Annotated in this window: 11 protein-coding genes; 5 read left to right on the forward strand and 6 right to left on the reverse strand. The window is 73.8% G+C overall.

Annotation, left to right across the window (positions count from 1 at the left end; translation table 11 throughout):
• The first annotated feature begins 56 nt into the window (after nt 1-56).
• Both ASG36_RS04130 and ASG36_RS04135 read left to right on the forward strand, forming a co-directional pair.
• Nucleotides 57-1361 carry a bifunctional glycosyltransferase family 2/GtrA family protein gene (locus tag ASG36_RS04130; protein ID WP_082522767.1) on the forward strand — a complete coding sequence of 435 codons (1305 nt, stop codon included), beginning with the start codon at nt 57-59 and terminating at the stop codon, nt 1359-1361.
• Nucleotides 1358-3316, forward strand: coding sequence for a glycosyltransferase family 39 protein (locus ASG36_RS04135; protein WP_055759792.1), 1959 nt, complete (start codon nt 1358-1360; stop codon nt 3314-3316). The genes ASG36_RS04130 and ASG36_RS04135 overlap by 4 nt, the downstream gene beginning before the upstream one ends.
• Before the next feature lie 127 nt (nt 3317-3443).
• Here ASG36_RS04135 and ASG36_RS04140 read toward each other — a convergent pair whose 3' ends face one another.
• Nucleotides 3444-5840 carry a choice-of-anchor Q domain-containing protein gene (locus ASG36_RS04140; protein ID WP_055759796.1) on the reverse strand — a complete coding sequence of 799 codons (2397 nt, stop codon included), beginning with the start codon at nt 5838-5840 and terminating at the stop codon, nt 3444-3446.
• Between the two features lie 155 nt (nt 5841-5995).
• On the opposite strand from ASG36_RS04140, the gene ASG36_RS04145 reads away from it, so the two are divergent.
• A complete protein-coding gene (locus ASG36_RS04145) occupies nt 5996-6811 on the forward strand; it encodes a L,D-transpeptidase family protein (protein ID WP_055759800.1) in 816 nt (271 codons plus the stop codon).
• Between the two features lie 10 nt (nt 6812-6821).
• Here ASG36_RS04145 and ASG36_RS04150 read toward each other — a convergent pair whose 3' ends face one another.
• Nucleotides 6822-7382 carry a hypothetical protein gene (locus ASG36_RS04150; RefSeq protein ID WP_055759803.1) on the reverse strand — a complete coding sequence of 187 codons (561 nt, stop codon included), beginning with the start codon at nt 7380-7382 and terminating at the stop codon, nt 6822-6824.
• Between the two features lie 20 nt (nt 7383-7402).
• Nucleotides 7403-8602 carry an acyl-CoA dehydrogenase family protein gene (locus ASG36_RS04155; protein WP_055759805.1) on the reverse strand — a complete coding sequence of 400 codons (1200 nt, stop codon included), beginning with the start codon at nt 8600-8602 and terminating at the stop codon, nt 7403-7405.
• A gap of 112 nt (nt 8603-8714) precedes the next feature.
• On the opposite strand from ASG36_RS04155, the gene ASG36_RS04160 reads away from it, so the two are divergent.
• Both ASG36_RS04160 and ASG36_RS04165 read left to right on the forward strand, forming a co-directional pair.
• Nucleotides 8715-9437 (forward strand): hypothetical protein, encoded by a 723-nt coding sequence (locus ASG36_RS04160; protein ID WP_157498548.1) that lies wholly within the window; start codon nt 8715-8717, stop codon nt 9435-9437.
• 31 nt (nt 9438-9468) lie between these two features.
• On the forward strand, nt 9469-9900 hold the full coding sequence (locus ASG36_RS04165) for a DUF4190 domain-containing protein (protein WP_082522769.1): 432 nt from the start codon (nt 9469-9471) through the stop codon (nt 9898-9900).
• A gap of 47 nt (nt 9901-9947) precedes the next feature.
• Here ASG36_RS04165 and ASG36_RS04170 read toward each other — a convergent pair whose 3' ends face one another.
• Genes ASG36_RS04170 through ASG36_RS04180 form a run of 3 tightly spaced genes read right to left on the reverse strand, consistent with a single transcriptional unit; the run spans nt 9948 to nt 12752 of the window.
• On the reverse strand, nt 9948-10901 hold the full coding sequence (locus ASG36_RS04170; protein WP_055759810.1) for a CoA ester lyase: 954 nt from the start codon (nt 10899-10901) through the stop codon (nt 9948-9950).
• Between the two features lie 52 nt (nt 10902-10953).
• Nucleotides 10954-11886, reverse strand: a complete 933-nt coding sequence (locus ASG36_RS04175) for an EamA family transporter (protein WP_055759813.1) — start codon at nt 11884-11886, stop codon at nt 10954-10956.
• Nucleotides 11883-12752 carry a PhzF family phenazine biosynthesis protein gene (locus ASG36_RS04180; RefSeq protein ID WP_055762394.1) on the reverse strand — a complete coding sequence of 290 codons (870 nt, stop codon included), beginning with the start codon at nt 12750-12752 and terminating at the stop codon, nt 11883-11885. Before ASG36_RS04180 ends, ASG36_RS04175 begins: the two co-directional genes overlap by 4 nt.
• Nucleotides 12753-12776 lie beyond the last annotated feature (24 nt).

Genomic DNA, 12776 nt, shown 5'->3' on the forward strand with positions numbered 1-12776 from the left:
GCCGGCGTGCAGCGACATCGCGGTCGACGACCAGCAACCGGACCGACAGTGCCCCCATGTCCACGCTGACGGCCCCGGCCGAGGCCCGCCCCGACCCCGCCGACGGGGCCACCGACCAGGTCCCGCCGACCCCGGTGCTCGACGTCGTCGTCCCGGTGCACGACGAGGAGGACGGCCTCGAGCCGTGCCTGCGCCGGCTGCACGCGCACCTGGCCCGGCTGCCCTGGCCGTCCCGGATCACGGTGGCCGAGAACGCCAGCACCGACGGCACCCTGGCCGTCGCCCGCCGGGTCGCCGCCGAGCTGCCCGGGGTCGTCGTCCGTGTCGAGAGCGGCCCCGGCCGGGGCCGGGCGCTGCGGGAGGCCTGGCTGGCCAGCGACGCCGCTGTGCTGGTCTACATGGACGTCGACCTCTCCACCGACCTCGCTGCGCTGCTGCCGTTGGTCGCGCCCCTGATCAGCGGGCACTCCGACCTGGCGATCGGCACCCGGCTGGCCGGGTCGGCCCGGGTGGTCCGGGGCACGAAGCGGGAGCTGATCTCGCGCAGCTACAACCTGCTGCTGCGCGGGACGCTGGCCACGCACGTGTCCGACGCGCAGTGCGGGTTCAAGGCCGTGCGCGCCGACGTCGCCCGGCGGCTGCTTCCCCTGGTCGAGGACACCGGCTGGTTCTTCGACACCGAGCTGCTGGTGCTCGCCGAGCGCAGCGGGCTGCGGATCGCCGAGGTGCCGGTCGACTGGGTGGACGACCCCGACAGCAGCGTGCACATCGTGGCCACCGCCCGGGCGGACCTGGCCGGGATCGTCCGGATGTCCCGGGCACTGGCCCGTGGGCGGCTGCCGGTCGCCGACCTGCGGGCCCAGATCGGCCGCGGCCCGCTGGTGGAACCCGCCGTGGACGGCGTCCCACCCGGCCTGGTCGGCCAGCTGGTCCGCTTCGCCGCCATCGGGGCCCTGTCCACCGCCGCCTACCTGGCGCTGTTCCTGCTGCTCCGCGGGGTCGTCGAGGCCCAGCCGGCGAACCTGGTCGCACTGCTGGTCACCGCGGTCGCCAACACCGCGGCCAACCGGCGGCTGACGTTCGGCGTCCGAGGTCGAGACGGCGCAGGACGGGCCCAGCTGCAGGGGCTGGCCGTGTTCGCGCTGGGCCTCGCCCTGACCAGCGGGGTGCTCGCCGGGCTGCACGCCTGGGACCCGCACGCCTCCCGGCTGGCCGAGGTCGCCCTGCTGGTGACCGCGAACGGGCTGGCCACGCTGCTGCGGTTCGTGCTGATGCGCGCGTGGGTGTTCCGCTCCGGGTCGGCCGTCCGGCGGACCGTCGTCGTCCCCACGCCGGTCGCCCTGCCCTCCCTCGCCCGGTGAGCGCCGTCCTGGACCCGCCGGTCGTCCTCGACCCGGCCGCCTCCCCGCAGCAGCCGGAGGCGGCCGCGGCCGACCCCCGGTGGGTGCGCCCCTCGCTGGTCGCGCTGCTGTCGGCGACCGGACTGCTGTACCTGTGGGACCTCAGCGCCTCCGGCTGGGCGAACGCGTTCTACGCCGCCGCCGCCCAGGCCGGGTCGCAGAGCTGGGAGGCCTTCTTCTACGGCTCCTCCGACGCCGCCAACGCGATCACCGTGGACAAGCCGCCGGCATCGCTGTGGGTGATGGGGGCGTCGGTCCGGCTGTTCGGGCTGAGCTCGTGGTCGGTGCTGGTGCCCCAGGCGTTGATGGGCGTCGCGACCGTCGGGGTGGTGTACCTCGCCGTGCGCCGCGTGGTGGGGCCCGGGGCCGGGCTGCTGGCCGGTGCGGTCCTGGCGACCACGCCGGTCGCCGCGCTGATGTTCCGGTTCGACAACCCGGACGCGCTGCTGGTCCTGCTGCTGACGACCGCCGGGTACGCGCTGGTGCGGGCGACCGAGACGGCGAGCCGGCGCTGGCTGGTCGCGGTCGGGGTGCTGATCGGGTTCGCGTTCCTGGCCAAGATGCTGCAGGCACTGCTCGTCGTCCCCGGGTTCGCGCTGGTCTACCTCGTCGCCGCCCGCACCACGCTGCGCGCCCGCATCGGCCACCTCCTGCTCGCCGGGGTCGCCCTGGTGGCCGCGGCCGGCTGGTGGGTCGCGGTGGTCGAGCTCGTGCCCACCGACTGGCGGCCCTACATCGGCGGGTCCCAGACCAACTCGGTGTGGGAGCTGGTCTGGGGCTACAACGGCCTGGGCCGGCTGACCGGCGACGAGACCGGCAGCGTCGGCGGCGCCGCAGGGTGGGGCTCCACCGGCGTCGGGCGGCTGTTCGGCGTCGACATCGGCGGGCAGGTCGCCTGGCTGCTCCCCGCCGCGCTGCTGCTGCTGGTCGGCGGGCTGGTCGCCGTCGGCCGGGCGCCGCGCACCGACCGCACCCGGGCCGCGCTGCTGACCTGGGGCGGCTGGCTGCTGGTCACCGGCGCGGTGTTCAGCCTGATGGCCGGCATCTTCCACGCCTACTACACCGTCGCGCTGGCCCCGGCCGTCGCGGTGCTCGTCGGCATCGGCGGCGGTCTGCTGTGGGAGCGGCGCAGCGCGCTGTTGCCGCGGGTGGTGCTGGCCGTGACCACCGTGACGACCGCCGCCTGGTCGTGGGTGCTGCTGTCCCGCACGCCGCTCTTCCTGCCCTGGCTGCGCTGGGTGGTGCTCGTCGCCGGAGTGGTCGCGGGGCTGGGGCTGCTCCTCGCGCACCTGCGCCGCCGGTCCCTGCTGGTCGGCGTCGTCGCGACCGCACTGCTGGTCGGGCTGGGCGGCCCGGCCGCCTACGCCGCACAGACCGCGGTCACCCCGCACACCGGCGCCATCCCGAGCGCCGGTCCGACCGCGTCCGGCGGCTTCCTGCACGGCGGGCACGTCGCGTTCGTCCCGCGGGTCCCGCACACCAGCGGGAGGACGGCGGGACACCCGGTCACCACGTCCAGCGTGCCGCGCGCGGGCTCGGGCATCGGCAACCTGCTCGACGCCGGCACCCCCAGCGCGGCGGTCACCGAGCTGCTCCGCCGCAACGCCTCGTCCTACACCTGGGTCGCCGCCACGATCGGCTCCAACAGCGCGGCCGGGTTCCAGCTGGCCAGCGGGCACCCGGTGATGGCCCTCGGCGGCTTCAACGGCAGCGACCCGGCGCCGACGCTGACCGAGTTCCAGCAGGACGTGGCCGACGGGGAGGTGCACTGGTTCATCGCCGGCGGGGTGGGGATGGCCAGCTCCAGCGGTTCGGACGAGGCGCACCACGTGCAGACCTGGGTGGAGGCGCACTACGCGTCCACCGTCGTCGACGGGGTGACCCTCTACGACCTGAGCCGGCCGCCGACGAGCTGAGGCTCAGCGGTCCCCCGCCGCGTCCTCGGCTGCGACCCAGCCCCGTCTGCCCACCGCAGCATCGTGCCCCGCAGACGCCAGTGGCGCCGTGACCCGAGGGTCACGGCGCCACTGGTGGGTGGGTCGGTCAGCCGGTGTAGTTCGGCTGCGCCGGCACCGGGCGGGCCGGCGGGGTGACGCCGCCGCCACCGGGGGCCGGGGTGACGGCGATCGCCGGCGCCTCGACCGAACCGGCGTCGACGTCGGCCCGACCGTCGCCGTTGCCGTCCAGGGGACGGGTCACTCCGCGCTGGTCGGTGTCGATGAGCGTGCCGCCCATCTCCTCCATGTCGTCGCCGAGCACGGGGAGCCCGGCGTCGATGACCGGGCTGCCGGTGGCCGGCAGCAGGGTCGGGGTCGGGCCGCCGTTGTCGGCGAGCTCACCGAGCTGGGGGTCGGAGACACCCGTGGTGTCGGTGGCCCCGGGCAGGGTGTTCGTGGAGAACGGCAGCGCGTCGTCGAGGACGTTGCCGCCCACCGACGTGACGCCGGCGTCCGCGTCGGCTCCGCCGTTGTCGGTCAGGACCGTGTTGCCGATCTCGACCGCACCCGCGATGCCCGACCCGTTGCCCGTCACCGTGGCGTGCAGCAGACCCACGACCGCCGTGCCGGCGTTGAGCACGGCGCCACCGGCCCCTGCGTCCGCGGTGTTGTCGGTGATGGTCACGTTGATCGCGACCAGGCCGCTCTCCGGGGTGATGGTGCCGGCGCCGTCCTGGTAGAGACCGCCGCCACCGTCGGTACCGGTCGCGGTGTTCCCGGCGACCGTCGAGTCCGAGACGATCATGGAGCCCGCACCCGAGTTCCAGAGCCCGCCGCCCTCGACGGCGGTGTTGTCGGCGACGAGGGTCGTGTCGACGACCACGTCACCCTCACCGGTCAGGTGGAACCCACCGCCGTTGCCGGGAGCCCCGACGCCGGTGGCGGTGTTCCCGGTCAGCGCGACCCCGGTGAGGACCGTGCTGGTCGGCTCGACCGCCCCGACGAGCGGACCGGCCTCGATGCCACCGCCGGCGCGCACCGCGGTGTTGCCGTTGATGGTGGAGTCGATGACGACGACGCCCACGGTGCTGCCGTCCTCGGCCGCCGCGGCGTTGAGGTTCAGGATGCCGCCGCCGGAACCGAGCGCGCCGGTCGCGTCGTTGCCGCTGATGTCGCTGGTGTCGATCAGGACGTCGCCGCCCTCGGTGAAGACGCCACCGCCACCCTGGTCGGCCGCGGCACCGGTCGCCGTGTTGTTCGAGATCGTGGTGCCGGAGACCGTCAGGACGCCGGCGGCCGAGTTCCAGAGGCCACCGCCCTCGACCGCGGTGTTGTTGACGACCGTCGAGTCGACGACGTCGACGGTGCCGGCGCCGGTGATGTGCAGGCCACCGCCGTTGCCGGGCGGGCCGGTGACGGTGTTGCCGCCGAGCAGCACGTCGGTCAGCGTCGTGGTCGTGGCCGCTGCGGTGCCCGGGGCGAGCAGCGGACCGGCCTCGACGCCACCGCCGGCGCGGACCGCGGTGTTCTCGGTGATCTCCGTGCCGGTGACGGTCACGGTGCCGTTGACGTTCTGGATGCCACCGCCGGACCCGAGGGCACCGGTGGCGTCGTTGCCCTCGATGATGCCGCCGGTGATCGTGACGGCACCGCCCTCGGTGAAGACGCCACCGCCACCCTGGTCGGCGGCTGCGCCGTTGGCGGTGTTGCCCTGGATCGTCGCGTCGGTGACGGTGAGCGTGCCCCCCGCGGAGTTCCACAACGCACCGCCCTCGGCAGCGGCGTTGGCGCTGAACGTGCCACCGGTGACGGTCGCGGCCGCGGCGCCCGTGATGTGCAGCGCGCCACCGTTGCCCGGCGCGGCAGCCGTCGCGTTGTCGGTGAAGTCCGAGTCCGACACCGTGGCCGAGCCGCCGGCGAGGACCTCGATGGCGCCACCGGCGCGCGAGACGCGGTTGCCCTCGAAGGAGGCACCGGTGACCGTCGTGGCACCGGCGGTGGCGATCGCGCCACCGCTGCCGGCCGTGGCGGCCGGCGCGTCCGGGTTCACCGCGGTGCTGTCGTTCATCGCCCCACCGCTGACGACGAGCGACGCTCCGGCAGCGACCCGCACTGCTCCACCGTTCTCGGTGCCGGGGGCGACGCCGTTGACGATCGTGACGTCGACGAGGGTCAGCGTCCCGCTGGCGACGTCGAAGAACCGGTCGATCGTGGCCGCGTCCAGGAGGGCGCCGTTGCCGTTCACGGTCAGGTCGCCGGTGATGTCGAGGTCACCGGATGCGACGTCGGCGTTCCCGGCTGCCCCGTCCAGGACGTAGGTCGCGTCGACGAGGTCGATGACGTCCACCTCGGCCGGGTCGTTCGTGTTGGCGGTCGCGATCTGCGTCCGCAGTTCGGCCAGGGTGTTCGCGGTGGTCTCGGCGGCGTTGGCCGGCAGGGGCGCGATGAGGAGCAGGCCGCAGACGACTGCGGCAGTGCTCAGGACAGGGGTGGTACGGCGCATGGAGCTCGTCTCGTCTCTGCATCGGGGCGATGGCGTTCACAGCGTGCTCGCAGGAACCTATCGGCACTTACGCAGGGAATCGGTACTGCGTTCACCCGACACCGGGATTTCCGCGCTGCCGGGTGAACACCCGCCCCACCCCTATCGTCACCCCGGTGAACCGACTCCAGTCCCTGCTGGGCACCCCCCGTCGCCGGCTGGCGGCCCTGGGCGTGGTGCTCGTCCTCGTGCTGGCCGTGGTCCTCGCGGTCGTCCTGCCCGGCGGAGGGGACAGGACGACCGCGGAGGCACCGGCCACCACCAGCCCGTCGTCGAGCTCGCCGGAGGCGGCCCCGACGACGGAGGCTCTCGCCGGTCCGGTCTTCCCGACCACCGTCGCCTCGGCGACCACCGACCGGGTCGACGTGTACGACGCACCCGACGCCGATGCCGACCCCAGCCGCACGCTGGACGCGGCCGACGAGCTGTCCGGCCAGCTCACCTTCGTGGTCACCAAGCAGCAGGACGACTGGCTGCAGGTGCAGCTCCCGGTGCGCCCGAACGGGTCCACCGGCTGGATCCGCGCCCAGGACGCCTCGCTCAGCGAGCACGACTTCAGCATCGAGGTCCGCCTGTCCGACCACCGGATGCTGGTCTACCGCGGCGAGCTCACCCTGCTGGACACCCCGATCGGCGTGGGGACCGGTGACGCCCCCACCCCCGGCGGCACCTACTACCTGAAGGAGCTCCTCCAGCCCCCGAACCCGGCCGGCGGGTACGGGCCCTACGCCTACGGGCTGTCCGGCTTCTCCGACGTCTTCACCAGCTACTCCGGCGGCGAGGGCGTCATCGGCATCCACGGCACCAACGCCCCCGAGACCGTCGGCACCGACGTCAGCGACGGCTGCATCCGGGTGACCAACGAGGTCGTGACCCAGCTCGTCGACGAGATCGGGCTGCCGCTGGGCACCCCGGTGACCATCGTCGCCTGAGCCGAGCGGGTCACCGGGTCCAGGGCGCGAACAGCTCGACGGCGCCCTGGTCGGGCGTGCGGTACGTGCGCACCGAGCCGTCCTGCAGCAGCACCGACACCACCACCGGGTCGGCGGGGGTGGCCGGCGTCCGGCAGTCCACGGCCCGGACGTCGTCGGCGCCCACCCGCACCCCAGGGGACACCCGGGCGACGTACTCGGCGGAGCTGCCGACCGGCCGCAGCACCGGCACGCGCCGACGGGTGACCCGGTGGTGCGGGGCGCGCGCGGACCGGTCCCGGGCCCGGAGGCGGGCGAAGAGCAGCACCGACACCAGCACCGCGGCCAGCGCTGCCGCCGACAGCACCAGCGACGTCTCGCTGCTGCCGGAGTCCAGCCGCCCGGCGAGCTGGGAGAGCAGCACCAGGACGCCCAGGGAGCCCAGCAGCAGGAGCAGGGTGCGCTGCACGATGTGTCCGTCGGAGGGGGCGGGACCGAACCCGGGCAGCTCGACCCAGCCGTCGTCGAAGACCGCCAGCCGCCAGCGGTCCCCGGCCGGGTCGGTGACCGAGACCCACCCGCGTCGCGCCATCAGGTCACCGCCCGGGGGACTCAGCGCTTGCTGGCGTAGGTCTTGAGCAGACCCCGGCTGATGATCGTCTTCTGGATCTCGCTGGTGCCCTCGCCGATGAGCAGGAACGGCGCCTCGCGCATGAGCCGCTCGATCTCGTACTCCTTGGAGTACCCGTAGCCGCCGTGGATCCTGAAGGACTGGGTGGTCACCTCGGCGCAGTACTCACTCGCCAGCAGCTTGGCCATCCCGGCCTCGACGTCGTTGCGCTTGCCGCTGTCCTTGAGCTTGGCCGCGTTGACCATCATCAGGTGGCTGGCCTCGACCTTGGTGGCCATCTCGGCCAGCTGGAAGGCGATCGCCTGGTGCTGGGCGATCTTCTTACCGAAGGTCTCGCGCTGCTGGGCGTACTCGACGGCCAGCTCGAAGGCGCGGATGGAGATGCCGCAGGCCCGGGCCGCGACGTTGACCCGGCCGACCTCGACGCCGTCCATCATGTGCGCGAAGCCCTTGCCGGGCACCCCGCCCAGGATGTCGTCGGCGCTGGCCTGGTAGCCGTCGAACACCATGCTCGTGGTGTCCACGCCCTTGTAGCCCATCTTGTCGATCTTGCCGGGGATGCTCAGCCCGGGCTTGACCTCGCCGAACCCGGTGGGCTTCTCGACGAGGAACGTGGTCAGGTTCTGGTGGGCCTTCTCCCCGCCCTCGTCGGTGCGCACCAGCGCGGCGACCAGCGTGGAGCTGCCGCCGTTGGTCAGCCACATCTTCTCGCCGTCGATCGTGTAGCCGCCCTCGGCGTCCTTCTTGGCCCGGGTGCGGATCGCGGCGACGTCGGAGCCCAGCCCCGGCTCGCTCATGGAGAACGCCCCGCGCACCTCGCCGGTGGCCATCCGGGGCAGGTAGCGCTCCTTCTGCTCCCGGGTGCCGTGCTGGATCAGCATGTAGGCGACGATGAAGTGGGTGTTGATGACGCCCGAGACGCTCATCCAGCCGCGGGCGATCTCCTCGACGACCAGCACGTAGGTCAGCAGGCTCTCGCCGAGGCCGCCGTACTCCTCCGGGATCATGAGGCCGAAGAGCCCCATCTCCTTCATCCCGTCGACGATCTCCTGCGGGTAGGTGTCGGAGTGCTCGAGCTCCTGGGCCCGCGGGATGATCTCCCGGTCCACGAACGTCCGGACCGTGGACAGGATCTCGGTCTGGATCTCGGTCAGGTCGGCGGTCTGCGCCAGGCGGGTCATCGCTCTGCACTCCTCGGGGACGACGGTGTCCTGTCACCGGGGAGTATGCGGCAGGACACCGACGGTCCAGGCGTGGCCTCGACCACACCCAGAGCCGACTACCGTCGCATCCGTGACGACCCGCCGCGTGCGCCTGCTCGCCCCGTTCGCCCTGGCCACGGCCCTGCTCGTGACGAGCTGCAGCAGCACCGACGGGGACGCCAGCCCGGCCGCCAGCAGCGCCACCAGCAGCTCTCCGGCCGCGACGTCACCGGAGCCGGCCCCTGCCGAGGCCGAGGAGTCCGCCGCGGCCGCGCTGGACCCGACAGCGGTGACCAGCCCGGACGAGGCCGCCCTGGCCTCGGCGATGCGGGTCGCGGACCTGCCCGAGGGCTGGGACGTGCAGTCCAACCCCGTCGAGGACGGCGACCTCAGCGACAACCCCAGCTTCGAGGGCCTGTGCGAGACCTCGTTCCCCTCCGAGGCCCGCCGGACGGCGAAGTTCCCGGTGGTCGCGGTGGACGAGACCGGGTCCCCCCAGCTGACCAGCGAGTCGATCTCCTACGACGGCGCCGACGCCGCGGCCCAGGCCCTGGCCGAGCTGCGGACCGCCTTCGCCGGGTGCGAGTCCGCCGACCGCACCTTCGTGACCCCGCCGTCCTCGGAGGGACTGACCGCCGACTCCGTCGTCGTGCAGTACCAGCTGTCCACCGGCACGCCCCAGGTGATCGTGGCGCAGGCGCGCGGCACGGTCGTGTCCGTCGTCATCGGGGACGACCCGGATGCGACCCTGTCCGCGGCCCGCTCGATCGCCGCCCGGATGGCCCAGCTGCCGGCGGCGGTCATCGGCGCCTGAGCTCCACCACCCCGCGGCGAGGAGGACCCACGTGAGCGAGCCCCAGGACGGCTTCTACCGGGGCGACCCGCCGGTGCAGCGCGCCGCGCCGCCGGCCTCCTACGGCCCGCCCCCCGGGTACGGCCCACCCCCGGGCTCCGGCCCTCCCCCCGGCTACGGCCCTCCCCCCGGCTACGGCCCCCCGCCCGGGTACGGCCCTCCCCCGGGGTACGGCCAGCCCGTCTTCGTGGTGCGCCGCCCGACCAACTCCACCGCGATCCTCGCGCTGGTGTTCGCCTTCGTGTTCGCGCCGGTGGGGCTCGTCCTGGGCATCGTGGCCCGCCGGCAGATCCGGCAGACCGGCGAGGAGGGCGACGGGATGGCGCTGGCCGGCATCATCATCGGCGGCATCGCGGCCGCCTTCTACGCCGTCTTCATCGTCATCTGGGTCGTCGCGCTGGTGTCGGTCACCAGCTCCTTCTAGGCGGACCCCCTCGCCGCGCGGCGAGGGGGTCCGGCCCGGCAGCCCGCTCAGTCCTCCGGCGGGGTGAAGGACGACGTCCGGCTCATCCCGGCCGCCCGGCCCTTGCCGGAGATGACCAGGGCCATCTTGCGGCTGGCCTCGTCGATCATCTCGTCGCCGAGCATCGCCGAGCCCTTCTTGCCCCCGGCCTCGCTGGTGGCCCACTCGTAGGCGTCCAGGATCAGCTCGGCGTGGTCGTAGTCCTCCTGCGAGGGCGCGTAGATCTCGTTGGCGGCGTCGATCTGGCCCGGGTGCAGCACCCACTTGCCGTCGAAGCCGAGCATCGCCGAACGCTTGGCGACCTCCTCGAAGGCCGGCACGTCCCGCACCTGGAGGAAGGGCCCGTCGATGGCCTGCACGCCGCGGGCGCGAGCGGCCATCAGGATCTGCATGAGGATGTAGTGGAACGGGTCGCCCGGGTAGTCCGGGTGCAGCGCCCCCACGACCAGGGACTTCATGTTGATCGAGGCCATGAAGTCGGCCGGGCCGTAGATGATCGTCTCGATCCGCGGGCTGGCGAAAGCGATCTGGTTGACGTTGATGAGGCCCTGCGCGGTCTCGATCTGCGCCTCGATGCCGATCTTCCCGACCTCGAGGCCGTTGGCCTTCTCGATCTGGGTGAGCAGCATGTCCAGGGCCTGCACCTGACCGGCGTCCTGGACCTTGGGCAGCATGATCGCGTCCAGGTTCGCCCCGGCGCCCCCGACGACCTCGATGACGTCCTGGAAGGTCCACTCCGTCGTCCAGTCGTTCACCCGGACGGTGCGGATCTTGTCGCCCCAGCCGCCCTCGTTCAGGGCGGCGACGATGTTCTTCCGGGCGCCGGGCTTGGCCAGCGGCGCGCAGGCGTCCTCCAGGTCCAGGAACACCTGGTCCGCGGGGAGGCCCTTGGCCTTCTCCAGGAACCGGGGGTTGCTGCCGGGGACGGCCAGGTTGGAACGACGGGATCGGAGCTCGGCCACGGTGCCTCCGCTGATCGGGGATGGGACGTGAACGGAGACTAACCAGCGGCCCTCAGGTGACGGGCTCGGTGGCCGCCACCGGCCGGGAGGCCCGCACCACCAGGGCGACGCCGACGACGACGAGCACCATCCCCGGCAGCGCCAGCAGCGGGGGCAGCTGCTGCAGCAGCACCAGCGCCACGAGCAGCGCGCCGGGCACCTCGAGCAGGATGGCCAGCCCGACCACGGTGGGCCCGACCGTGGACAGCACCAGGTTGAACAGCGTGTGCCCGAGCAGCTGGGCGACCACGGTGATGCCGGCGATCAGCCACCAGTCGCGGGCGCTGAACCCGGCGAGCGGGATCCCGACGAGCAGCGCCGCGGCCGCGACGACCACCGCGCAGGTGGAGTAGCAGACCACCGCGTACGCCGAGGTGGACAGCCGCACCCGGGCCTTGGCCCCGGCCAGCACGTACCCGGCGGCGGCGATCGCCCCGAGCAGGGCCAGGCCGTCCCCGGCCAGGGCGCGCAGCGAGACGGTGACGTCGACCCCGGCGATGAGCGCGGCGCCGGCGACGGCCAGGGCGAGGCCCCACCACACCTGGGCCGGCAGCCGCACCCCGGAGAGCCGGGCGGCCAGCGCCGTCCAGATCGGGGTGGTGGTGACCAGCGCGATGGAGGCCGCCACGGTGGTCATCGACAGGCTGGGCAGCCAGGCGGCGAAGTGGGCGGCCAGGAAGAGCCCGGCCACCACCGAGCTGCGCAGGTCGCGCAGCCGCAGCCCGGTCAGCGTGCTGCGCTCCCGGGTGAGCAGCACCGGCAGCAGGGCCGCCGCACCGGCCGCGTTGCGCCAGAACGCGATGGCCAGCGCGGGTGCGGCGACGAGGGCGGTCATCGGCCCCGACAGCGAGACCCCGACCACCGCGACGGCCATGATCACGACGTCGCGGGTGCCGGGCCGGTGCAGCGCCCAGGCGGGGTCGGCCGTCGTCGGCTCGGCTGTCACGCCGGGACGGCGATCGTGCCGCGGGCGACCGGGTGCACGGTGCCCTCGACGGTGGCGCCGACCGGCTGCCCGTCCACGACGGTGACGGTCCCGTCCAGCACCGAGGGACGACGCAGCGCGGCGCCCTGGTGCAGGCGGTAGCCCGTCGTCCCCTCCCCGGCCAGACCCTCGGTGGCCAGCCAGACCCCGGTGCCCAGCGCGGCGGACCCGGTGGCCGGGTCCTCCTCCCACGACAGCCCCCCGGCGAAGACCCGCACCGTGTGCTCGGTGCCGGTCCCGCGCTCGAGCAGGGAGATCCCGCCCCTCACCTCGGGCAGCAGGGCGTCCAGGGCCCGGCGGTCGGGCCGGGCCCGGTCCAGCGCACCGGGCCGCACGTCCAGCTGGGCGAACTCGAGGCCGCAGCCGACCAGGTGCGCGGGCCGACCGGTGACGTCGTCCGGGGTGAGGCCGACGGCGAGCGCGAGGTCGGCCGGGGACGGTCCGGGCCGCAGCTGCACGGCCCCGCCGGTCAGCCGGGCGCCGTCCCCGGTGACCGCGACCGGCACCGTGCCCACCCCGCAGTGCTGCTGCACCACCCCGGCCTGCAGCAGGCCCAGGCGCACCAGGGTGTGCGCGGTGCCCACGCTGGGGTGCCCGGCGAAGGGCAGCTCGGTGTCGGTGGTGAAGATCCGCACCCGGTAGCCGCCGTCCCCCACGTCGGAGACGAACGTGGTCTCCGACAGGTGGAACTCCCGGGCGAGCGCCTGGCACTGCTCGGTGCTCAGCGCCCCGGCGTCCAGGACGACCGCGAGGGGGTTCCCGGCGAAGGGACGGGGCGCGAAGACGTCCACGACCTCGTAGGCCAGCTCGGCGGTCCGGGGTGTCACGGGCGCGACGGTAGCCTCACCGCT

It is taken from the genome of Geodermatophilus sp. Leaf369, from assembly GCF_001424455.1.
GTDB lineage: Bacteria > Actinomycetota > Actinomycetes > Mycobacteriales > Geodermatophilaceae > Klenkia.